At 52.0% G+C, this 20,970-nt stretch carries 22 protein-coding genes; 8 read left to right on the top strand and 14 right to left on the bottom strand.

Annotated elements, in window-relative coordinates:
* The first annotated feature begins 2 nt into the window (after positions 1 to 2).
* The 5 genes from ACMV5I_RS12665 (at position 3) to ACMV5I_RS12645 (ending at position 5,056) form a co-directional block, all read left to right on the top strand.
* Positions 3 to 962 carry a DUF4123 domain-containing protein gene (locus tag ACMV5I_RS12665; RefSeq protein ID WP_414824491.1) on the top strand — a complete coding sequence of 320 codons (960 nt, stop codon included), beginning with the start codon at positions 3 to 5 and terminating at the stop codon, positions 960 to 962.
* Position 963: 1 nt separating this feature from the next.
* Complete coding sequence (locus ACMV5I_RS12660) at positions 964 to 2,568, top strand: hypothetical protein (RefSeq protein WP_414824490.1); 1,605 nt, start codon at positions 964 to 966, stop codon at positions 2,566 to 2,568.
* A gap of 33 nt (positions 2,569 to 2,601) precedes the next feature.
* On the top strand, positions 2,602 to 3,618 hold the full coding sequence (locus tag ACMV5I_RS12655; RefSeq protein WP_414824489.1) for a hypothetical protein: 1,017 nt from the start codon (positions 2,602 to 2,604) through the stop codon (positions 3,616 to 3,618).
* A gap of 87 nt (positions 3,619 to 3,705) precedes the next feature.
* Positions 3,706 to 4,722, top strand: coding sequence for a hypothetical protein (locus tag ACMV5I_RS12650; RefSeq protein WP_414824488.1), 1,017 nt, complete (start codon positions 3,706 to 3,708; stop codon positions 4,720 to 4,722).
* 67 nt (positions 4,723 to 4,789) lie between these two features.
* On the top strand, positions 4,790 to 5,056 hold the full coding sequence (locus ACMV5I_RS12645) for a type VI secretion system PAAR protein (RefSeq protein ID WP_121607401.1): 267 nt from the start codon (positions 4,790 to 4,792) through the stop codon (positions 5,054 to 5,056).
* Positions 5,057 to 5,347: 291 nt separating this feature from the next.
* Here ACMV5I_RS12645 and ACMV5I_RS12640 read toward each other — a convergent pair whose 3' ends face one another.
* Positions 5,348 to 5,638 (bottom strand): chorismate mutase, encoded by a 291-nt coding sequence (locus ACMV5I_RS12640; RefSeq protein ID WP_261143968.1) that lies wholly within the window; start codon positions 5,636 to 5,638, stop codon positions 5,348 to 5,350.
* Between the two features lie 306 nt (positions 5,639 to 5,944).
* On the opposite strand from ACMV5I_RS12640, the gene yfcG reads away from it, so the two are divergent.
* The 3 genes from yfcG to ACMV5I_RS12625 all read left to right on the top strand — a co-directional run bounded on the left by yfcG (position 5,945) and on the right by ACMV5I_RS12625 (position 8,041).
* The gene (gene yfcG / locus ACMV5I_RS12635; protein WP_021806021.1) at positions 5,945 to 6,574 is read left to right on the top strand and encodes a GSH-dependent disulfide bond oxidoreductase; all 630 of its coding nucleotides are present in this window, start codon (positions 5,945 to 5,947) and stop codon (positions 6,572 to 6,574) included.
* Positions 6,575 to 6,731: 157 nt separating this feature from the next.
* A complete protein-coding gene (gene folX / locus ACMV5I_RS12630; protein ID WP_021178565.1) occupies positions 6,732 to 7,109 on the top strand; it encodes a dihydroneopterin triphosphate 2'-epimerase in 378 nt (125 codons plus the stop codon).
* A gap of 26 nt (positions 7,110 to 7,135) precedes the next feature.
* A complete protein-coding gene (locus ACMV5I_RS12625; protein ID WP_202809721.1) occupies positions 7,136 to 8,041 on the top strand; it encodes a TIGR01777 family oxidoreductase in 906 nt (301 codons plus the stop codon).
* A gap of 46 nt (positions 8,042 to 8,087) precedes the next feature.
* Here ACMV5I_RS12625 and hisP read toward each other — a convergent pair whose 3' ends face one another.
* From hisP to ACMV5I_RS12560, 13 genes are all read right to left on the bottom strand, one after another.
* Entirely contained in the window at positions 8,088 to 8,861 is a 774-nt protein-coding gene (gene hisP, locus ACMV5I_RS12620; RefSeq protein WP_024485208.1) for a histidine ABC transporter ATP-binding protein HisP, read from the bottom strand.
* 16 nt (positions 8,862 to 8,877) lie between these two features.
* Positions 8,878 to 9,585 carry an ABC transporter permease gene (locus ACMV5I_RS12615; protein ID WP_024485209.1) on the bottom strand — a complete coding sequence of 236 codons (708 nt, stop codon included), beginning with the start codon at positions 9,583 to 9,585 and terminating at the stop codon, positions 8,878 to 8,880.
* Positions 9,582 to 10,268 carry a histidine ABC transporter permease HisQ gene (locus tag ACMV5I_RS12610; protein WP_121607405.1) on the bottom strand — a complete coding sequence of 229 codons (687 nt, stop codon included), beginning with the start codon at positions 10,266 to 10,268 and terminating at the stop codon, positions 9,582 to 9,584. The genes ACMV5I_RS12615 and ACMV5I_RS12610 overlap by 4 nt, the downstream gene beginning before the upstream one ends.
* A 96-nt stretch (positions 10,269 to 10,364) precedes the next feature.
* Positions 10,365 to 11,147 (bottom strand): histidine ABC transporter substrate-binding protein HisJ, encoded by a 783-nt coding sequence (hisJ, locus tag ACMV5I_RS12605; protein WP_024485210.1) that lies wholly within the window; start codon positions 11,145 to 11,147, stop codon positions 10,365 to 10,367.
* Positions 11,148 to 11,444: 297 nt separating this feature from the next.
* Positions 11,445 to 12,017 (bottom strand): UbiX family flavin prenyltransferase, encoded by a 573-nt coding sequence (locus ACMV5I_RS12600; protein ID WP_414824487.1) that lies wholly within the window; start codon positions 12,015 to 12,017, stop codon positions 11,445 to 11,447.
* Between the two features lie 147 nt (positions 12,018 to 12,164).
* Entirely contained in the window at positions 12,165 to 13,682 is a 1,518-nt protein-coding gene (gene purF / locus ACMV5I_RS12595; protein WP_021178572.1) for an amidophosphoribosyltransferase, read from the bottom strand.
* 21 nt (positions 13,683 to 13,703) lie between these two features.
* Positions 13,704 to 14,204, bottom strand: coding sequence for a colicin V production protein (cvpA, locus tag ACMV5I_RS12590; protein ID WP_024485212.1), 501 nt, complete (start codon positions 14,202 to 14,204; stop codon positions 13,704 to 13,706).
* Between the two features lie 840 nt (positions 14,205 to 15,044).
* The gene (gene dedD / locus ACMV5I_RS12585) at positions 15,045 to 15,788 is read right to left on the bottom strand and encodes a cell division protein DedD (RefSeq protein ID WP_414824486.1); all 744 of its coding nucleotides are present in this window, start codon (positions 15,786 to 15,788) and stop codon (positions 15,045 to 15,047) included.
* The gene (gene folC / locus ACMV5I_RS12580; RefSeq protein WP_261143976.1) at positions 15,789 to 17,054 is read right to left on the bottom strand and encodes a bifunctional tetrahydrofolate synthase/dihydrofolate synthase; all 1,266 of its coding nucleotides are present in this window, start codon (positions 17,052 to 17,054) and stop codon (positions 15,789 to 15,791) included.
* Between the two features lie 155 nt (positions 17,055 to 17,209).
* Positions 17,210 to 18,118: an acetyl-CoA carboxylase, carboxyltransferase subunit beta gene (gene accD, locus ACMV5I_RS12575; protein ID WP_121607407.1), complete on the bottom strand. Its 909-nt coding sequence runs from the start codon at positions 18,116 to 18,118 to the stop codon at positions 17,210 to 17,212.
* A 230-nt stretch (positions 18,119 to 18,348) separates the two neighbouring features.
* On the bottom strand, positions 18,349 to 19,011 hold the full coding sequence (locus ACMV5I_RS12570) for a DedA family protein (protein ID WP_024485601.1): 663 nt from the start codon (positions 19,009 to 19,011) through the stop codon (positions 18,349 to 18,351).
* An 80-nt stretch (positions 19,012 to 19,091) separates the two neighbouring features.
* Positions 19,092 to 19,913 (bottom strand): tRNA pseudouridine(38-40) synthase TruA, encoded by an 822-nt coding sequence (gene truA / locus ACMV5I_RS12565; RefSeq protein WP_021178578.1) that lies wholly within the window; start codon positions 19,911 to 19,913, stop codon positions 19,092 to 19,094.
* Positions 19,913 to 20,923: an aspartate-semialdehyde dehydrogenase gene (locus ACMV5I_RS12560; RefSeq protein WP_414824485.1), complete on the bottom strand. Its 1,011-nt coding sequence runs from the start codon at positions 20,921 to 20,923 to the stop codon at positions 19,913 to 19,915. The genes truA and ACMV5I_RS12560 overlap by 1 nt, the downstream gene beginning before the upstream one ends.
* Between the last annotated feature and the right edge of the window lie 47 nt (positions 20,924 to 20,970).

Below are 20,970 nucleotides of genomic sequence, written 5' to 3'. Positions count from 1 at the left end.
GTATGGAAGAACATAAACTGTACGCTATTATTGACGGTGCGTTAGAAGCCGATCTCCAGCTTATGCTCGAGCGTTATAATCCCCCGCACTGTTGTCTGTATGCCGAGCCGGTACAACCGGAACTCCTTGAGCTTGCTCCCTGGTTGGTTATGGTCGATCAGCAGGTTGAAGCCTGGCTGGGGACTCGCGAAACGCCATGGGGAATTTATATCTATTCAAAGGCCAATATAAAATCGTTGCGTCAACATTTACGCAAATATTTACACGTATTGATCCCTGATCAGGAAAAACCAGTCTATTTCCGTTTTTATGATCCACGTAATATCTGGGATTTTCTTCAAGTATTATCTGATTGGGATGTACATACTTTCTTGGGGCCTATTACTAAAGTCAGGACTTTATACGAAGCGGTTGAACGTGAAGATGATTTTTCGGCGATACGAGAACCATTTCCCAATGATGCAAAATCGGGAAGGAAAATGCTGAAAATAACCGAGGCGCAGTACGGGGAAATCAATGCATTTGCGGAGAAGAGATATATTAACGTTCTGGCTTCAGATGTTGAGGCGTATTGGCTGTCAGGTCAAGAGGACATCGCTGAAGATGAGGACGATGACATCTTTAAAAGAATACATAATGGCACTTATTTCGATATAAAAGATGAGAGCCCTACTATTTTCACATCGAAAAATACGGCATGTAATGAAAAAAGGGATGCTTATTCTTTTGCTACCAAGTGTTTTTATTTCTGCAAGGAAAACACTATTACAGATGATCATTCAATCAGGGCAATGGTTCACCTTCTTCTCAAAAAAAACATCTCTACTATCGATATGATGCCTGATGCATGGAAGAATAAACTTACAGAAAATCAAGCGCCAGGATATTATCGGGTAGAGTCTTTAATGCTCAGGGAATTAGGTGAAATCCCTGATGTGGCGCATTTAATCAAAGGAAGATAATATGGCCCGTTCAGTCGATGCAGGAACAGCCTGCGCAACCTGTAATAACCCGGACCCATGTATTCATGAGGTTGCGCTGGATTTTGATAAACAGCATCAAGTCTGGCCAGTCAAGCAGATGCTCTCGATGGATCTTCTGGATAAAGGTAAGGGGGCATCCGGCAGTATTAATATAACAACAAAATGTAAAAAGGCAGCTTCTCATACTGCTACGCTTGAGAGCGTTAAATTTTCAGAAAAAATCCCACTCAACACGACTCAGGCAGTCACTTTGTTTTATAAGGAACAGAATCAGGCGCTGGTGGCAACCATGCCTTCAATCTGGTCATATTTATCTAATATTGCCAACCCCACTGATTTGTTCAATGACGGTAAACGCTATGATTTAGTCGTTAATGGCTGCGAAGGGAGACGTAATTACGCAACGCTCCGTGTTTTTCCTTCAGTGGAGTTTACCTACTCGGTTGCTTTTACGTATGCCTTTTCTCATAAGGAACGTACGATTAAAGAGCGCCGCGATGAACAGATAAAGGCTCGTCAAGCCATGGAGAATGTTAAACCGAAAAATGGTAACAAACTCCGCGCTGGCTGGGAAACGCATACTGATAAATTCAGTTTGACACAAACCACATCGTTAGAGTTTACCTATGGACTAAAAGTTCAAGGTATGGATTACTCAAAAAAGTATGCTGACAAATATAAGAAAAACACCACAACCAAAACGCTGGATGCTATCTCTCGTATTGACAAATTGTTGAGTAATAGCCAAAAATATCTTCTTCCCGCACCGGAATCAACCGGAGCACAAAACTATACTATCGCCGAGCTGAAAGTAGAACCGATGAACGTGGGTGTTGCCTATGCCTATTCAAGATTGGATACAGTCGCTAGCAGTACACATTTTATTGGTTTCAATGCAGCCCCTTTTCTGGCCCTGACAGGCAAGCTAGATCTTATACAATTTGCAGCTGCTTACTGTAAAATTGATGCGCTAGCAAAAAAATGCCGTCAGGCACTGGCACGTAAAAATGCCGGGGATAAAAACTATCTTGAAATTGAATGTTCCATATTGCTGAAATGCAGCCTCTCTTTTCGTTTTGGTGCAGCATTAAAACAAGAAATATGGACATTCTCCGCCGGTAGAGATAACGATCTGAAATTTAGTCTGGAAGGTAAGGTAAATGCGGCCTTTAAAACCAAGGTGATGATTATGGAGGTTGCACTCAATGCCAGTGGAGCGATTAAAACCGCCGCAGGGTTTAAGCTGGATCAGCATGATGATGGTATCGATTTGGTGGGCTACCATGATGGGATTGTGGCGGAGGTGGAGTTTAGTGCTGACTTTAGTAAGCGGAATGATGAAAGTAAAAATCAAGAAAGTAGTAGCAAATATGGCGCAAAAAAGCGATGGGTCATAGCAGCTCCGTTGAAAGAGAGTGAGTCCGCTCTACGGGTGAACTTGATCGGTAAAGAGCGGCCGATCGTCAGGCCCAAAGCCATCCCAGGTGAACCCTGGGCAATGGGTTCTAACCCCAAAGGAAACACGCCACCCAAACCGAATAACGAGCCTTGGGCAATGGGCTCCAATCCCAAATGGAATAAATAAACTGCAAACCGTGTTTAGCAAAAAGAGAATAAGATGAGATTACCTAAATTAGCGTTTTTATTATCAGGAGTGATGATGACATTTACTGCCAATGCCGAAGAGCCCCGGTTGTATATCCGCAGCCTATTTGACATTCAATATGCCTTTTGCGCCATCAAAACCAATCAGGTAATGGGTATGGACAACCGTAACTCAGCGCGTGCGGGGCGCGGTTTTGGCACCTCCAGCACCGGCGCCATGTTAGCTATGGAGAATGGCGAGAATGAAATAAGTCTGGAGCTTGGTGCCTTGGGCTGGTTTGATAAAAAAGTTATGTCAGTGTCACAACGCGCTCAATTTAACCCACAGGCAGGTTGCAAGCTGGAGCTAACGGCAATGCGTGGCAACCAGAGTGAGGTTTTGAGCGCTATTGACGTTGGTATTGGTAAAGATGGCTTTCCGGAAGCGAAAGCTCCAGCAGATGAGCCCAAGTATATGACCATCAGTGGGCCAGTGGTTCGACAGAAAATACTGGCCGAGCAGGTAGTGCCAGGGCATAAGGATAATGAATATTTTAATCTATATAAATATCCACCGAAGATGGAGGTTTATCGTTTTAGCCGCCAGGTCAAGATCAGTGGTTTGCCGGAGTGGCCTTGGGTCAAGGCCACTCCCTACACCGATATCCCAGAGCAGCGTAAATTGTTAGAACAAGCTTATCTCCAAGTCTGGATGGCGATGGATAATAAAGATCTCTCCACTATCCGTCAGCAACAGAAAATAGCATTAGCGGCCTGGGCTTGGTCAACAGGGGAAACGGAAGAAAGTATCTTTGCTGATAGCGGAATAGGTGACGATACAAATAACCCCAAGTTTGAAATGATCCCAATTAACTGGCAGGACTATGATGTACAGATAATGAACAAAGGGCGCATGGTGAAACTTGTTAATAAATCAGACCCTTCAGTTTCGCCACTATCTTACTATTATGATTCTGATGGTGATATGACTATGAGCTCTACATCTCCAATATTCTCATTAATAAATGGTAAGTTTGTTCAAGTAATTTAACTAATGAGGTGGGTGTTGATTATCAATATCCATCCTAATTTTTCCACAAGGAAAAACCAAGATAAAGGGATGCTACAAGGAGGTTAAATGAAATCATTGCGTATCGCTTTATTGTGCTGTGTCATGGGCATAGTGCAAAGCAGCATAGCCGAAGAGCCAAGGTTGTATATCCGCAGCCTGTTTGATATCGAATATGCCTTTTGCGCCATCAAAACCAACGGGGTATTGGGTTTGGACAATCGCAATTCGGCACGACAAGGCCGCGGCTTTGGCACCTCCAGCACCGCAGCCATGCTGTTTCTAGAAAATGGTGAAAATGAGATCAGCCTGGAGCTTGGTGCTTTGGGCTGGTTTGATAAAAAGGCGACATCAGTTTCAGAACGTGCCCAGTTTAACTCACAGGCGGGTTGCAAACTGGAGTTGACGGCAATGCGAGGCAGTAACAATAAGATACTGAGCGCTATTGAAGTAGGTATTGGTAAGGATAGCCTGCCGGAAGCCAAAGTACCTGCAGACGAGCAGAAGTTTAAAACCATCAGCGGGCCAATAGTTAAGCAGAAAATACTGGCTGAACAAGTGGTACGGGGGCATAAGGACGACGAATACTTTAATCTGTATAAATATCCAGAGAAAATGGAAGTTTATCGTTTTAGCCGTCAGGTCAAGGTCAGTGGACTGCCGGAATGGCCTTGGGTCAAGGCCACTCCCTACACCGATATCCCAGAGCAGCGTAAATTGTTAGAACAAGCTTATCTCCAAGTCTGGAAGGCGATGGATAATAAAGACCTCGCCACTCTCCGCAAGCAACTGAAATTATCATTGGCAGCTTGGGCCTGGTCAACAGGTGAAACGGAGGAAAGTATTTTCGTTGATCGCGATATGGTTTCTGACATTCATAACTCGCAGTTTAAAATGATCCCAATTAACTGGCAGGATTATGATGTACAGATAATGAACAAAGGTCGCATGGTCAGATTAATCAATAAATCAGATCCTTCATTCTCACCACTTGCATATTATACAAATGATGATGATTCTATGAGTATAAATTTCATAGCTCCAACATTCTCATTAATAAATGGTAAATTTGTGCAAGTGATTTAATCCGTAGAGTAGGTGTTAGTTATTAATACCTACCCTTGTTTTTACAAGTAAAGAGGAAACTAACACCATGGGCAATGCAGTTAAACTTGGTGATCAAGATACCGGCCACGGTAGTCATCCACCGACTCCAGTCGTAACAGGTTCTTCAACCGTTAAAGTTGATGGTTCTCCATTGGCTCGACAGGGTGATGCTTTAGCTTCTCATGGGCATAATCGAACTATCAGTGGCGGATCATCCAGCGTATTTATTGATGGGCAACCTGCTGCTCGTACAGGTGATGCGGTTAATTGTGGCGGTGTACTGATTGGTGGGGGTAGCGTTAACATTGGGTAGTCGGACTATGATTCATGAACCTGAGACCAACTATTACTTTTTTCCGCCGGAGTCTCTGCATCAAGAGGCCGATCGTTTTATCCACTACCTGAAGCATTCCCCGTTTGAAACGAGTTGTTGCCCCAAGTGCGGTCACAAGTCGTTTCAGCGGGACAACCGGGCCAGTTAGCGAGGCAAAACCATCAAAAACTATCGATGCTATAACTGTGATGCGGGATTCAATCGTTTGTATGGAAATATACCCGCACGCCCTTGTTGCTCCCACCCTATTAGGCGAGGGTTTGACCGATACTACTTTTGTACCAGACTTCGGTGCTGTTCCAGCTCATAATCAATAAATGCGTTAATCATCGCACGGTAAACTTTTTCAATAATGTCTTCGGGGAGTCCAACCACAGCGGCTTCTGCCCTCACCTTATCAATGACCCTCTGAACCCTGTCAGGCGCACGAACAGCATCCTGATCTTTTTTGAATCCAGCGGCTGCTTTCACCAACCGGCCACGTTCGGCGATGAGTGAAACAAGTTGGGAGTCGATGCCATCTATGGCATTTCTTACGTCTTCGATAGTAGAAAAATTCATTTATCGTACTCTCTAACTAGTGTGAGGGTGCACGTTATCATATGCTCGCACTTGCTGCTCTCTATTGTGATGGTATCGACGTGCGCAGTACATGCTTCATAGAAAGACCTCATGCCCTATCCGAGGTGTCTCCGTATGACCAAAGCCTGGATCGAACATCACGCGATCGTATAAGCTGTATCCGTACCCTCTGCATCCGTAATTGGGCCATGTTCGATAAAACCCAAGCGGATGCTCGCATAGCCTCAAGCGAACCAACCGATCTATGCTCATCTTATCTTGATGTTTTATAAGGAGTATTATCATATGATTGATCTGTATTACGCACCGACTCCCAATGGGCACAAAATTACCCTGCTTTTGGAGGAGGTTGGGTTACCTTATCGTATCCATCGCGTAAATATCAGTGCTGGCGATCAATTCACACCAGCGTTTTTAGCCATTTCCCCCAACAACAAAATCCCAGCCATCGTCGATCAACAACCCGTTGACGGTGGGGCTCCCATCAGCCTGTTTGAATCGGGCGAGATCCTGCTCTATCTGGCAGAGAAAACCGGCAAACTGCTCAGCAAGGGGGTTCGCGAACGGGCAGCAACGCTGCAATGGTTATTTTGGCAGGTTGCCGGATTTGGGCCGATGCTCGGGCAAAATCATCACTTCAACCACTATGCACCGCAACCTGTCCCCTACGCGATAGAACGCTACCAGCAGGAAACCAAACGCCTGTATGGCGTACTGGAAACCGAGTTGCAACGGCACCCTTACCTGGGCGGCGACAACTACAGCATTGCCGATATTGCGACTTATCCCTGGGTAGTGTCTCATCCGCGTCAGCGCATCGATCTGGCGGATTATCCGGCGGTACGCAACTGGTTTGAACGCATCCGCAACCGCCCGGCAACGGAACGCGCCTACAAATTGGCAGATCAAGCCTAACGCCGCCCTTCCCCTCTCTTGCATCGTGTATACATCGGAGGGGGGAAACCGGTGTGATCTCCCCCGCGTTGCTCTCTTTAAGCTGCTGGCTACATTATCTTTTCTTCACTTTCCGTGTATTCTGAGTACAAACAATCAGACCTCCGGAGAATCTCTGATGCCATGCCAGCAACCCGATGCCATTATCCGTATTAAAAACCTGCGGTTACGCACCTTCATCGGTATCAAGGAAGAAGAAATCAACAACCGTCAGGACGTTCTGATCAACGTGGCGATCCACTACCCGGCAGACAAGGCGCGTAACAGCGAAGACATTAGCGACGCCCTCAACTATCGCACCATCACCAAGGCGATCATTCGCCATATTGAAGACAACCGCTTCGCGCTGTTGGAAAAATTAACTCAGGATGTGCTCGACATAGTGAAACAACATCCATGGGTAACCTATGCTGAAGTAGAGATAGATAAATTGCTGGCCCTACGTTATGCAGACTCGGTTTCCATGACCATGAGTTACCGACGGGAAACCGCTTAGCACTCACCCTACCAGGGAGGCCGACCATGAAGATCCTGATTACCGGCGCAACTGGGTTGATCGGCAGTAGCCTGACCAGGCAACTGCTGCACCTTTCGCATGAACTCACCCTGTTGACGCGCAACGTAGCCAAAGCACGGGATAAGTTCGGCGATCGGCTCAGCTACTGGGCTTCGCTTGATGAACAACGCTCTCTGGACGGCTTTGATGCCGTGATCAACCTGGCGGGTGAGCCGATTGCCGACAAACGCTGGAGCAAGGCGCAGAAAGAACTGCTATGCCGCAGCCGTTGGGATTTGACCGAACGACTAGCCACGCTCATCGCCGCCAGCAATACGCCACCTTCGGTACTGATTTCCGGCTCGGCGGTCGGTTATTACGGCGATCAGGGCCAGGCGGTGGTAACGGAAGAAGAACCTCCGCACGATGAATTTACCCACCAGTTGTGCCAACGCTGGGAGGCTCTGGCCCTACGGGCACAAAGTAGCTACACGCGCGTTTGCCTGCTGCGTACCGGCGTTGTCTTGTCGCCCAAAGGGGGAGCGCTGGCGAAGATGCTACCGCCATTCCGTATGGGGTTAGGCGGGCCGATCGGCAATGGCCGTCAATATCTGCCCTGGATCCATATCGACGATATGGTCAATGCCATCATTTACCTGTTGGACAACACTCCGCTGCGTGGGCCCTTCAACATGGTGGCACCTTATCCAGTGCATAATGAACAGTTCACCGCCACCCTGGCCAAGGTGCTGGATCGCCCAGCGTTTCTTCGTGCGCCAGCCTTTGCCATGCGGTTACTGATGGGTGAAGCGGCGGTGTTGGTGTTAGGTGGGCAACGGGCGGTGCCGAGGCGGTTGGAAGAGGCGGGATTTGTTTTCCGTTTCTTTGAGCTGGAACAGGCGCTGGATGATGTGATCAATCAACAGGCTTGATGCCCTCTCACCGTCTCCCGCAGGGAGACGGTGAGAGGAAAAATATCTACTTCAGCGCTCCAGAAAGGAACTGTTGTAAACGCGGGCTCTTAGGGTTACCAAACAACTCCGCAGGTGGCCCCTGCTCTTCAATTAGCCCCTGATGCAGGAAAATGACGTGGCTGGAGACATGGCGCGCAAACTCCATTTCGTGCGTCACCACCACCATGGTTTTCCCCTCTTCCGCCAATTTCTGCATAATGCGCAGCACTTCGCCCACCAGTTCAGGATCCAGCGCCGAAGTCGGCTCGTCGAACAGCAGCACTTCCGGCTCCATTGCCAACGCCCGGGCAATAGAAACGCGTTGCTGTTGCCCGCCGGAGAGGTGCACCGGGTATTTAATTTGCGCCCGCGCGTCAATGCCGACCTTATCCAGATAGCGCACCGCCCGTTCGCGCGCCTCAGCCTTGCTCAGCCCCAATACCTGGATTGGAGCTTCCATCACGTTCTCCAGCACCGTCATGTGGCTCCACAGGTTGAAGTGCTGGAACACCATGGTCAGGCGGGTACGCAGCAACTGCAGCTGTTTCTTGTCAAAGACTCTAAGCTGGCCATCCTTGTCGCGCACCATCCGAATATTTTCATTATTCAGGCTGATGGTGCCTTCGCTGGGCTTCTCCAGGAAGTTGATGCAACGCAGAAAGGTACTTTTACCGGAGCCGGAAGAACCGATAATGCTAATCACATCGCCCGCATTGGCCGCCAGGGAGACCCCTTTCAGTACTTCATGGTCACCATAACGCTTGTGCAGTTCGGTGACGGCTAATTTTTGTTCAGGCATGGTGGATCCCCGTCATTCATCGATGAGTTACGTGTGCCATCCAGCGTTTTTCTGCCCTGCGGAACAGGCTGATCAACGTATAGGAGATAATCAGATACAGCACGGCCGCAATGCCAAAGGCATAAAACGGCTGGTAGGTCGCCGCGTTGATATCGCGGGCCACTTTCAACAGGTCCGGCACCGTGGCGGTAAAGGCCAGCGCGGTCGAATGCAGCATCAGAATAACTTCATTGCTGTACGCCGGTAATGCCGAGCGCAGCGCCGAAGGCAAAATAATGCAGCGATACAGTTTAAAGCTAGAAAACCCATAGGCCCTGGCCGCTTCAATTTCCCCATGCGGTACCGAACGAATGGCCCCAGCAAAAATCTCCGTGGTGTAGGCACAAGTATTCAGCGTTAGCGCCAAAATGGTGCAGTTTAATCCGCTGCGGAAAAACGCATTGAGCAGCTCCGTACCCCGCACGATTTCCAGGCTGTACATACCGGAATAAAACACCAACAGTTGTACATACAGCGGCGTACCGCGGAAAACATAGGTATACAGCCACACCGGGTAGCGTACCCAACGGGTGGAAGAAACCCGAGCTACCGCCATCGGGATGGCCAGCAGCCCGCCCATGACCACCGAGGAGATCAGCAGCCACAGCGTCACCGCCACACCGGTATAGCGATAGCCATCGGTCCACAGCAGTTGCTGCCAATACTGATGCAGGATATCGATCATAGTTCGGCCCTTTTGACGCCCAGTGAATAACGCCGCTCAAGCCACAGCAATACGCCGTTGGAAATCGTGGTGAACAACAGATACACCAAGCCTGCGACAATGGCATAGAAGAAAGGCTGATAGGTGCCCTTTCCTGCCAGTTGCGTGGCCTTTACCAGATCGTTGAGTCCAAGAATGGAGACCAAGGCCGTCGCCTTGAGGATCACCTGCCAGTTGTTGCCGATGCCAGGTAACGCGAAGCGCATCATGGCCGGAAACAGAATGCGGCGGAAAATCTGCGAGTTGGAAAAACCGAAGGCGGTGGCCGCCTCGATCTGACCACGAGGCACCGCCAGGTAGGCTCCCCGGAAGGTTTCAGTAAAATAGGCTCCGTAGATAAAGCCCAGGGTAATGATGCCCGCCCCCAACGGATCGATATCAATCTGTGAGAAGCCAATAAACTCCGTCACGCTGTTGAGGGCAATTTGTAGACCGTAGAAGATCAACAGCATCAACACCAGGTCCGGCACGCCACGGATCAAGGTGGTATAGGCACCAAAGATCGTGGAAATAACAGGGTTTTGCGAAAGTTTACCGCCAGCGCCGATCAAACCAATCACCACCGCCAGCAATACGGAACTGAGGGCCAGCTCCAGCGTCACCAGAGCCCCCTCAAATATCAGTTGGGAGTAACCTTGTAGCATTTACGTCACCCTGTCGTCATTGAGCACGTCATGACACTCCAGCCAGAACAGGCCCGGAAGACCGGGCCTGTTGTCATAGAGAGTACCCGACAGGAATTAGCCGCCGTAAACGTCAAAGTCGAAGTATTTTTTCGCGAACTTATCGTAGGTGCCGTCTTTGCGCATTTCGGCAAAGGCTTTGTCCAGCGCCGCTTTCAGCTCGGTTTCATCCTTGCGCAGGCCCATACCGGTGCCGACACCAAAGAATTTATCGTCCTTCACCGACTCACCGGCAAACTCGTACTCTTTGCCTGGAGGCTGTTTCAGGAAGCCTTCGCTCGCGGCGACTTCATCTTGAAACGCTGCGTCAATACGCCCAGAAGCCAAATCCGCATACACCAGATCCTGATTCTGGTAAGGCACCACGGTCACGCCTTTTGGCTGCCAATTGGCATTAGCGAAGGCTTCCTGGGTAGTACCCTGCAATACGCCGATGCTTTTGCCCTTCAGCGCATCGACGGTTGGCAGGATCTTGGAGCCTTTTGGTGCGATCAGGCGTGAGTTGGCCGCAAACAGCTTGTCGGTAAAGGCAATTTCCTGCTGGCGTTTTTCGGTGATGGACAGGGAAGAGATGATAGCGTCGATTTTCTTCGCTTTCAGGGAGGGGATCAGCGCATCAAAATCGCTTTCCACAAAGATACACTTGGTGTTTATGCGTTTGCACAGCTCGGTGGCCAGATCGATATCGAAGCCAACCAGTTGACCCTGCGCATTTTTCGACTCAAACGGCGCATAGGTGGGATCGGTACCGATTTTCAGCGTGGAAGGTAATGCGGCGAATGCACTGCTAACCGCGCTCAAAGCCAAAACTAAAGGGAGAACTTTAACAAGCTTTTTCATAATTACCCTCAAATGGATATTTTTGCCGATGCCACTACGGGCATTACTTTCATCACACACAGGATCTGCAGTAATCATGCCACTTTGTCATTAGCGAGCGCGGGGAACGGCCACGCTCTGTTCAAAGCTCTTCCCAGAGACAACGAACGACAAAATGAACGGCAAACTCGGGCTTCGCCATGGTTAACCTACAAGTTACTGAAACAGAGTGCATGGGGAAGCAGGATCATTATGATGCATCAATCGCACTAAATCAGTGCGATGTTGCACAAATGTATAAATTTGAGGGTGAATTAGTTAATTAACGCCTTGCCAACGCGTGAAGAGATCTTGCGGCAGTTCGATGTCAAACTGGTCGATAACCCGATTAACGGTCTGATCGATAATATCATCAACGGTTTGCGGACGATGGTAGAAGGCCGGTACCGGCGGCATAATCACCGCCCCCATCTCCGCTGCCTGGGTCATCAGCCGCAGATGGCCCAGATGCAACGGCGTTTCACGCACGCAAAGCACCAGTGGCCGACGCTCTTTGAGCACCACATCGGCGGCACGAGTCAGCAGCCCATCGCTGTAACTGTTGACGATGCCAGATAACGTTTTGATTGAGCATGGCAAAATCACCATCCCCATGGTTTTGAACGATCCGGAGGAAATACTGGCGGCAATATCACGCGCATCGTGCACTACATTGGCCAAGGCCTGCACGTCACGCAGGCTTAGAGAGGTTTCCAACGCCAGCGTCTGGCGTGCCGCGTTGCTCATTACCAAGTGGGTTTCCACCTCTTCTACACCACGCAGCACCTGCAATAAGCGCACGCCGTAGATAGCGCCGCTGGCGCCGGAAATACCGATAATGAGTCTTTTCATCAAGCTGGCCTTTGTCGGGAAATATGCCGTAAGGATAGCCGAAGAGGGGTAGGTTTGGCAGCAACCTTCGTAGATTCGAGGTGGGAATAAGACAATGCACCGTAACCAACGCTACGGTGCACCGTTTTGGTGAGCTACGCGGGCGCGTTAGCCCTCGTTATGCATTTCCAGATTTTCTGCTTCCGTCTGGCCGCGCAACGCTTTGGCATCGTCATTACGCAGCGTTTCCAGATATTCCAGATAGCTCTGGTCAACGTCTTTGGTCACGTAGATGCCGTTAAACACCGAGCATTCAAACTGGGCGATATCCGGGTTCTCTTCGCGTACTGCGGCGATCAGGTCGTCCAGATCCTGGAAAATCAGGCCATCGGCACCAATAATCTGGCGGATTTCGTCCACTTCACGCCCATGGGCAATCAGCTCCGTTGCGCTCGGCATATCGATACCGTACACGTTAGGGAAGCGGATCTCCGGGGCCGCAGAAGCCAGATAAACCCGTTTGGCCCCGGCGTCACGCGCCATCTCTACGATCTGCTCAGAAGTGGTACCGCGGACGATGGAGTCATCAACCAGCAGCACGTTCTTATCGCGGAATTCGGCACGATTGGCGTTCAGCTTGCGGCGTACCGACTTACGGCGAGCCTGTTGGCCCGGCATGATGAAGGTGCGGCCAACATAGCGATTCTTGACGAAGCCCTGGCGATACGGCTTATCCAGAATACGAGCAATCTCCAGCGCGATATCGCAAGAGGTTTCCGGGATCGGGATCACCACGTCGATATCCAGATCTTCCCATTCGCGCGCAATCTTCTCACCCAATTTCTGCCCCATACGCACGCGGGCGCTGTAGACGGAGATCTTGTCCATAAAGGAGTCAGGACGGGCAAAATAGACATACTCGAACAGGCATGGATTGGTTTTTGGGTTCTCCGCGCACTGGCGAGTGAACAACTGGCCTTTTTCGGTGATATACACCGCTTCGCCCGGTGCTACGTCGCGCAGGAAGTCGAAGCCCAAGGTGTCCAGCGCCACACTCTCAGAGGCTACCATGTACTCACAGCGGCCATCTTCCAGCTCACGTTTGCCGATCACCAGCGGGCGAATGCCGTTAGGATCGCGGAACGCCACCAGACCGTGGCCGATAATCATGGCTACGCAGGCATAAGCGCCACGCAGCTGCTGATGCATAGCGGCAACGGCGGTAAAAATGTTGTCGGACTCCAGTGGATAATGCGGGAAACGGTCTAGCTCGGTAGCCAGCACGTTCAGCAGGATCTCGGAATCGGAAGTGGTGTTGACATGACGGCGGCCACGCTCAAACAGCTGTTGGCGCAGTTCGTGGGCGTTGGTCAGGTTGCCGTTGTGTGCCAGCGTAATGCCGAACGGCGAGTTGACATAGAAAGGTTGAGCTTCTGAAGCGCTGGAGCTGCCAGCCGTTGGGTAACGCACATGGCCAATGCCCATGTTGCCCTGCAGGCGCAGCATATGGCGGGCTTCAAATACATCTTTCACCAGACCATTTGCCTTGCGCAGGCGGAACCCATTATGGGCATCAATAGTGACGATGCCAGCGGCATCCTGTCCACGATGCTGGAGCACCATCAATGCATCATAAATCGACTGGTTTACCGGCATAAAACCGGCGATACCGACAATACCGCACATGTTGTCTTTTCCTCTAAGCCGCTACCGCCCCGGTAATTGGGTTGGTAAGAAACTCGACGTGCTTTGCAGATAGTCAAAGAACCATCTGATGATGTAACTGAACTGGGGGATCAGCTGTGACTGTTTCCAGTCCGCACTTTGCGACAGGGTGGTAAAGGTATCCAGGAAGAACAGTATCGCCGCTACGATCAACACGCCGCGCAGTGCGCCGAAACACACGCCCAGCACCCGATCGGTGCCCGATAACCCGGTTTTCTCTACCAATGACCCAATCACATAGTTAACGATAGCGCCCACAATCAGCGTTGCGATAAACAAAATGGCAATCGCAATGCCGTTACGTACCAGCTCATCTTCAAAACGGGTGAAGTAGGCTGCAAGGTATGGGTAGAAATGGCTGGCAACAAAGAACGCACATCCCCATGTCACAAGTGACAATGCTTCGCGAACAAAACCTCGGATCAGGCTCACCAGAGCCGAAAATCCAATCAACGCTATAATGACGTAATCAATCCAGACCATGAACTATTCCAATGATGAATCGCCCCTGCATCCAATCGCGGCGAATTCTAACAGAAAAAGAAAACGTTTGCGTAGCGGATTTCCCACCACGTAACAAATAAAAAACGGCGATGTTACCGGCGACAAGCTATCTCATCCTCAGGAGCTTACGTTTAGTAAGTGACTGGGGTGAGATAGCGCAGGTAACAACGCTGCAGCTTGAAAGACGACGGGTATTAAAATTGCTAATCGCCGCGCCTACTTAGGATATCCGGCCCCTGAAAGGCACAATTTTAGTGGTGATTTGGCAATCCTCCTCCTTGAGCACTGTGGCCCCTCACCCTAACCCTCTCCCACAGGGAGAGGGGATCGTCCGAGTCGCGGTTAACGGTTGTGACACAATTCCAACTTCCCCGTACCTTCCCCAACAGGGAGGGGATCGTCCAAGTCACAGCTAGCGGTTGTGACACAATTCCGACTTTCCCCGAACCTTCTCCCACAGGAAGGGGATCGTCCGAGTCGCGGTTAACGGTTGTGACACAATTCCGACTTTCCCGTACCTTCTCCAACAGGGAGGGGATCGTCCAAGTCACGGCTAGCGGTTGTGACACAATTCCGACTTTCCCCGAACCTTCTCCCACAGGAAGGGGATCGTCCGAGTCGCTGTGAGCTGCTGTGACACTACTCCAGTTCCCTCTTGATATTTTACAAGGGCATAGGAAAAACTACTGGCTTATACCCTATGGATTTCGAGTTGTAGCTAGGCGCCCAGCTATCTCATCCCCAGGAGCTTACTTTAGTAAGTGACTGGGGTGAGATAGTGCAGGCAACAACGCTGCAGCTTGAAAGACGACGGGTATATCAACGCGCGCTATACGCCTTCACTTGCCCGCTTAACCCACTGATCCCATTCAGCTCCGCCAGCGAAGCCTGCAGCTTCTGCTTCGAGGCATCTGGGCCAACGTAGATGCGGGTGATCTCACCCTGCACCGGCGTGGATGGCACGGTATAAGCCCGGTGCCCAGACAGGCGCAGCGAAGCGACGATCTCATTGACCTTGGCAGCATTCTTCAACGCCCCCAACTGCACCACATAGGCTTGACCAGTCGGTGCCTTTTCTTCAACCGCAGGTTTGGTTTCAGGCTTCGGCTCTGGTTTCACTTCCGGCTTTGGCTCTACCTTTGGCGGTGTTGGCACTGGCTTAGGTTTCACTTCCACCGGCTTCACTTCTACCGGTTTAGATTCCACAGGCTTGGGTTTGGTTGGCTGAACCGGTTTGGTTTCGATAGGTGGCGGAGCAACAACCGCAGGCTGCTGCGGTTGAGTCGTTTGATTAGCCGCCTGCTGGGCGGAAGCCTCGGCGGCGGCCTGCTGCTGCTCAACCAAAGCACCAGCCCCCTCCGGTGGAACCGAAGGTAGCGCCTGATTGGCCGGTGGGATCACGTCGATTTCATGAGCATCCCCCGGTTTGGGCACCAACGGGATCGCCGCAAACTCATCCTCATAATGCTTCTTTTTGCCGTCAAGCAGCCCCGGCAGGACAATTACCCCCAGGGCAACCAAAATCACGGTTCCAACCAGTCGATTCTGAAATTTACTTGCCACTCACACTCCCCGCCTCTCGTCTAACGCCGCCATCACGTGGGCAACAGTGTGGAAAGACCCACAGACGATCACAATATCCTGAATATCCGCGTCCTGCATAGCCTGACGCCAGGCAGTTTCGACATCGGCAAACTTGCGTGGTTCCGTTAAATACTGTGCCAGCAGCTCAACGCTGGCCCCGCGCGGGCCTTCCAGCGGCGCGCAGTACCACTCGTCCACCTGTTCGCTCAGGCAGGCCAACGTACCGGCAATGTCTTTGTCCGACAGCATCCCCACCACCGCGCGAACCACACCGCCATTGCGGGGGAGTTTCGCCAATCGCCCAGCCAGATAGGCCGCAGCATGAGGGTTGTGGGCAACGTCCAGGATCAACTGCGGGTTCTGCTGCACGATCTGAAAACGCCCTGGCAAAGCGGCCTGCTGTAGACCGGCAAAAATCGCCTTCTCGTCGATTTCCAGCGCCGAATAGTGCAGCGCAGCCAATGCCGTCGCCGCGTTTGCCAAGGGGACGTTAGGCATAGGGAGATCGGTCAGGCGTGTGCCGCCCCCTTCCCATTGCCAGCGTTCGCCCTGTTCGCTGAACGACCAGGCTTCATCACGGCGGTACAGTTGAGCGTTGAGATCTTCCGCTACCTGCTGGATGCTATGTGGCATATCCGGCTCACCCACTACGGCAGGCTTGCCGCCACGGAATATCCCCGCCTTCTCGCGGCCGATGCTTTCACGATCGTGGCCTAGCCAATCGGTGTGATCCAAGGCAATGCTGGTCACCACGGCGACGCTTGGCTCAACGATATTGGTCGCGTCCAGACGCCCCCCCAGGCCGACTTCCAGGATCACTACGTCGAGCCTGGCCTGCTTAAACAGCTGTAACGCCGAAAGGGTGCCAAATTCGAAATAGGTCAGCGAGGTTTCCCCCCGGCCAGCTTCAATCGCGGCAAAGGAGCGGCTGTGTTCAGTCTCACTCAGCTCTTCACCCTGTATGCGCACCCGTTCGGTGTAACGCACCAGATGCGGTGAACTGTAAACCCCGACCCGCAGCCCGGCAGCCAGCAAAATGGCCTCTAACGTGCGGCAGGTGGTGCCTTTGCCGTTAGTACCGGCAACGGTAAATACCGTAGGAGCAGGAGTGAGAAGGTCAAGGTGCGCCGCAACGTGTTGCACACGCTCCAGGCCGAGTTCGATCGCCTGGCTATGCAGACGTTCCAGATAGTAAAGCCACGAGCTCAATGGCGACGTGGCTTGGGGAATTTGGTGGTTTTGCATGAGTCCCATCACTGACTTTGGGTTCATAAATCCGTAAGACACATCGCCCTGACGACGTCAAAAGCGATGCTCTTCGTTTCCCGCCGCAACTTAGCCACAAAATGGCGGCGGAACCCGGCGCAGGCTTGCACCTATACCGGGTCTTTGTCTGCTCCTCAGGCGTCGGCCTGATTTTCCTGAGCGATGACCGGCGCGGCCTCATCGAAATGCGGCTGCGGCTGGTTGGTCAGCTTGGACAGAATGCTGGCCAGGGTCTGACGCATCACCGGACGGCGCACGATCATGTCGACAGCGCCCTTTTCAATCAGGAACTCGCTGCGCTGGAAGCCCGGCGGCAGTTTTTCACGTACGGTTTGTTCGATAACCCGTGGCCCGGCAAAGCCGATCAGCGCTTTTGGCTCGGCAATGTTGATATCGCCCAGCATCGCCAGGCTGGCGGACACGCCACCCATGGTCGGATCGGTCAGTACCGAAATATACGGCAGGCCACGCTCTTGCAGCTTGGCCAACGCGGCGCTGGTTTTCGCCATCTGCATCAGCGACATCAGCGCTTCCTGCATACGCGCACCGCCACTGGCAGAGAAACACACCAGCGGGCAGTTATCTTCCAACGCCTGTTCAACCGCACGCACAAAGCGCGCACCGACTACAGAAGACATCGAACCGCCGATAAAGGCGAATTCGAAGGAGGCTGCAACGATCGGCATGCCATACAGCGTGCCCTTCATCACCACCAGCGCGTCTTTCTCGCCGGTTGCTTTCTGTGCGGCAACCAGACGATCTTTGTACTTTTTGGAATCCTTGAACTTCAGAACGTCTTTCGGCTCCAGTTCGCTCCCCAGTTCCACTTCACTGCCTTCATCCAGCAAGGTATGCAGACGCATACGGGCTGACATGCGCATGTGGTGGTCGCACTTGGGGCAGACCTCAAGGTTACGCTCCAATTCGGCACGGTAAAGGACCTGACCACAGCTATCGCATTTGGTCCAGACCCCTTCAGGAATGCTCACCTTACGGGTTTGCGTAACATTGCTTTTGTTGAGAATTCGTTCAATCCAGCTCATCGATGACCTTTCTGTTTGAACCTGGCAGACACCCGTCCGCTGTTCATGCCTTAACAATCCTCCCGAAACACACCCCATGCAAAAATGCCGAGCTAAGCGCAACAGGGCGCTACCAGGGCATTGGCTTCAGGGTCGTTCGCGGGAACAGACCATAAATGTCGCTCATTAAACCATATCGGCCCGATTGTGTGGACAAAAAACTGGTCGAACCGACGGGTTAAGCGGTGTTTTTACTGTTTTTGTTGGCGGGCAGCCGCGCGTTTATGGCGCCAGATTTCAATAATGCCCGGCAGAATTGAAACCAGGATGATGCCAACAATCAACAACTTCAAGTTTTCCTGCACGATCGGCAAGTCGCCAAACAGGTAGCCAGCATAAGTGAACAGCAGCACCCAAAGTAGCGCACCAATCACGTTATAGGCAGCAAAGTGGCGATAGGACATATGCCCCATACCGGCCACGAACGGCGCAAAGGTGCGCACGATCGGCACAAATCGCGCCAGAATAATGGTTTTTCCGCCGTGTTTTTCGTAGAACTGGTGGGTTTTGTCCAGATAGCTACGACGGAAAATTTTCGAGTTCGGGTTGCTGAACAGCTTTTCGCCGAACAGCCGACCAATAGTGTAGTTGACGGCATCGCCAATCACCGCCGCAATCACCATCAACGCCACCATGGTATGCACGTTGAGATCGTTGGAAGGCAACGCGGCCAGCGCACCGGCGACAAACAGCAGAGAATCCCCCGGCAGGAACGGCGTCACCACCAGCCCGGTTTCACAAAACAGGATCAGGAACAGAATACCGTAAACCCACATACCGTATTGCGCGACCAGTTCTGCCAGGTGCACATCAATATGCAAAATAAAATCAATCAGAAACTTGATGATGTCCATAAACACTCTCAATTGACCGGGTGTCTCTCTCACCCGGCGTTGGCACCCATAAATAACGTATTAATCTGCCAGCCTGCCAGTTAATCGTCAGCTAAAAACAGCGGCCCCATCGGTGGCCGGGGTAAGGCAAACGACTCTGGATAATCAACCGCGACCAGATACAGACCTTCAGCCCGTGCGGTTGCGGCCGCCAGGCTGCGATCTTTGAGCGCCAACAGCTCGCCCATCCAGTTCTCATCCTGATTGCCACAGCCAATCTCCATCAGGCTGCCAACAATGTTGCGCACCATATGATGGACAAAGGCGTTGGCCTTTATATCTACCACGATATATTCGCCATAGCGCGAAACCTTAACGTGTTTTACGTTTCGCCACGGCGTGCGTGACTGGCATTGCACCGCCCGGAATGAGGTAAAGTCGTTTTCCCCCAGCAAAGCCTGCGCGGCACGATGCATGCGATCGGCGTCCAGCGGATGATAAAAATGCGTCACCCCCTGCTGCAAGACCGCCGGGCGATAGCGGTGATTATAAATAATGTAGCGATAACGCCGCGCGGTGGCGCTGAAGCGAGCATGAAAATCGCTGCTGACCTCTTTGACCCAGCGTACCGCGATATCCGGTGGCAAATGGCTATTCACCCCCATCGTCCAGGCGGCGTCTTTACGCTGTGCGGCGGTTTCGAAATGCACCACCTGCCCAGTGGCATGCACCCCGGCATCGGTTCGCCCGGCGCAGAATACGCCGATCGGCGCATCCGCCACCTTGCTTAACGCTTTTTCCAGGCAGGCCTGGACGCTGGTAACCTCTTGCTGACGCTGCCAGCCGTAATAACGGCTGCCGTCATACTCAATCCCCAGCGCAATTTTCAGCATTGGCTGGGTTGGCAACTCCACCTCGGACATCAGTACATCTGCTCCTGCAACAGCCGTTCTGCGGTTTCGATCGCCATCAACGCGCCGCCAAAGCGCACGTTATCGGCCACCGACCAGAACTGCAGCATCTCGGGGATACCGTAATCATTGCGCAGACAGCCAATGCTCAGCATATCGCTGCCGGAAGCTTCGGTAACCTGAGTCGGATAATCATCTTCTTCGCTCAGTTGGATATCTTCAGCCTGCTCCAGCTCGTGGCGAGCTTCCTCTGCCGCTATTGGGCGCAGCGCTTCCAGATGCACCACTTGCGCGTGGCCGTAGAACACCGGCGACTGAACGCAGCTTACCGAAATCGGCAGCCCTTCATCCTGCAACACTTTACGCACCTGATCGACAATCAGACGCTCTTCGCGCACGCTGCCCTGCTCATCGGTCATCAATGGCAGCAGGTTAAACGCCAACTGCTTGGCGAACACGCCCGGCTCTGCGGGGATGCCGTTCAGCAGACGCGCACTCTGGCCAGCCAGAGCGTCCACGGCAACCTTGCCGCGAGCCGAAACTGACATCAGCGTGGTGACGTGCAAGCGGGAAAGCCCAGCCTGTTCGGTCAGCGGCTTAATCGCCGTCAACAGCTGGCTCACCATGCTGTCGGCAACCGCCACAATATTGCGGTTGCGGTAATCCGCCAGCACCTGTGGGTTAACGCCTGGCACCACCAACGGCACGTCCGGCTCAAGTGCAAAATGGCCGCTGGTGTCGATCACCAGGCAGCCCATGTTGCCCGCATCATCAGCGTAACGGGCCGCAGCTTCGCTACCGGCCACAAAAAACGCCAGTTGTGCCTGCGACCAGTCGAATTCTTCTACGTTTTCCACCAGCAAAGATTTGCCATTGAAACGCACCGTCGCACCAGCACTGCGTTCGCTGGCTAAAGGAAAGAGTTCACCCACCGGGAACTGGCGTTCCTGTAGCAATTCCAGCAACGCTTCACCTACTGCGCCAGTGGCACCGAGCACAGCGATATTCCAGCCGTCAGACATTGGGTTTCTCCAGAGTATTTGATTCAAATGCAAAACGGGCGATGCAG

It is taken from the genome of Serratia sp. T13T92, assembly GCF_047530105.1.
Taxonomy (GTDB): domain Bacteria; phylum Pseudomonadota; class Gammaproteobacteria; order Enterobacterales; family Enterobacteriaceae; genus Chania; species Chania fonticola.
The sequence above is the reverse complement of the archived record's forward strand: the minus strand, read 5'-3'. Positions and strand labels throughout refer to the sequence as shown.

Coding starts and splice junctions, on each gene's coding strand:
- ACMV5I_RS12665 (WP_414824491.1), top strand. CDS start 3: ATGGAAGAACATAAACTGTACGCTATTATTGACGGTGCGTTAGAAGCC.
- ACMV5I_RS12660 (WP_414824490.1), top strand. CDS start 964: ATGGCCCGTTCAGTCGATGCAGGAACAGCCTGCGCAACCTGTAATAAC.
- ACMV5I_RS12655 (WP_414824489.1), top strand. CDS start 2,602: ATGAGATTACCTAAATTAGCGTTTTTATTATCAGGAGTGATGATGACA.
- ACMV5I_RS12650 (WP_414824488.1), top strand. CDS start 3,706: ATGAAATCATTGCGTATCGCTTTATTGTGCTGTGTCATGGGCATAGTG.
- ACMV5I_RS12645 (WP_121607401.1), top strand. CDS start 4,790: ATGGGCAATGCAGTTAAACTTGGTGATCAAGATACCGGCCACGGTAGT.
- ACMV5I_RS12640 (WP_261143968.1), bottom strand. CDS start 5,638: ATGAATTTTTCTACTATCGAAGACGTAAGAAATGCCATAGATGGCATC.
- yfcG (WP_021806021.1), top strand. CDS start 5,945: ATGATTGATCTGTATTACGCACCGACTCCCAATGGGCACAAAATTACC.
- folX (WP_021178565.1), top strand. CDS start 6,732: ATGCCATGCCAGCAACCCGATGCCATTATCCGTATTAAAAACCTGCGG.
- ACMV5I_RS12625 (WP_202809721.1), top strand. CDS start 7,136: ATGAAGATCCTGATTACCGGCGCAACTGGGTTGATCGGCAGTAGCCTG.
- hisP (WP_024485208.1), bottom strand. CDS start 8,861: ATGCCTGAACAAAAATTAGCCGTCACCGAACTGCACAAGCGTTATGGT.
- ACMV5I_RS12615 (WP_024485209.1), bottom strand. CDS start 9,585: ATGATCGATATCCTGCATCAGTATTGGCAGCAACTGCTGTGGACCGAT.
- ACMV5I_RS12610 (WP_121607405.1), bottom strand. CDS start 10,268: ATGCTACAAGGTTACTCCCAACTGATATTTGAGGGGGCTCTGGTGACG.
- hisJ (WP_024485210.1), bottom strand. CDS start 11,147: ATGAAAAAGCTTGTTAAAGTTCTCCCTTTAGTTTTGGCTTTGAGCGCG.
- ACMV5I_RS12600 (WP_414824487.1), bottom strand. CDS start 12,017: ATGAAAAGACTCATTATCGGTATTTCCGGCGCCAGCGGCGCTATCTAC.
- purF (WP_021178572.1), bottom strand. CDS start 13,682: ATGTGCGGTATTGTCGGTATCGCCGGTTTTATGCCGGTAAACCAGTCG.
- cvpA (WP_024485212.1), bottom strand. CDS start 14,204: ATGGTCTGGATTGATTACGTCATTATAGCGTTGATTGGATTTTCGGCT.
- folC (WP_261143976.1), bottom strand. CDS start 17,054: ATGCAAAACCACCAAATTCCCCAAGCCACGTCGCCATTGAGCTCGTGG.
- accD (WP_121607407.1), bottom strand. CDS start 18,118: ATGAGCTGGATTGAACGAATTCTCAACAAAAGCAATGTTACGCAAACC.
- ACMV5I_RS12570 (WP_024485601.1), bottom strand. CDS start 19,011: ATGGACATCATCAAGTTTCTGATTGATTTTATTTTGCATATTGATGTG.
- truA (WP_021178578.1), bottom strand. CDS start 19,913: ATGTCCGAGGTGGAGTTGCCAACCCAGCCAATGCTGAAAATTGCGCTG.
- ACMV5I_RS12560 (WP_414824485.1), bottom strand. CDS start 20,923: ATGTCTGACGGCTGGAATATCGCTGTGCTCGGTGCCACTGGCGCAGTA.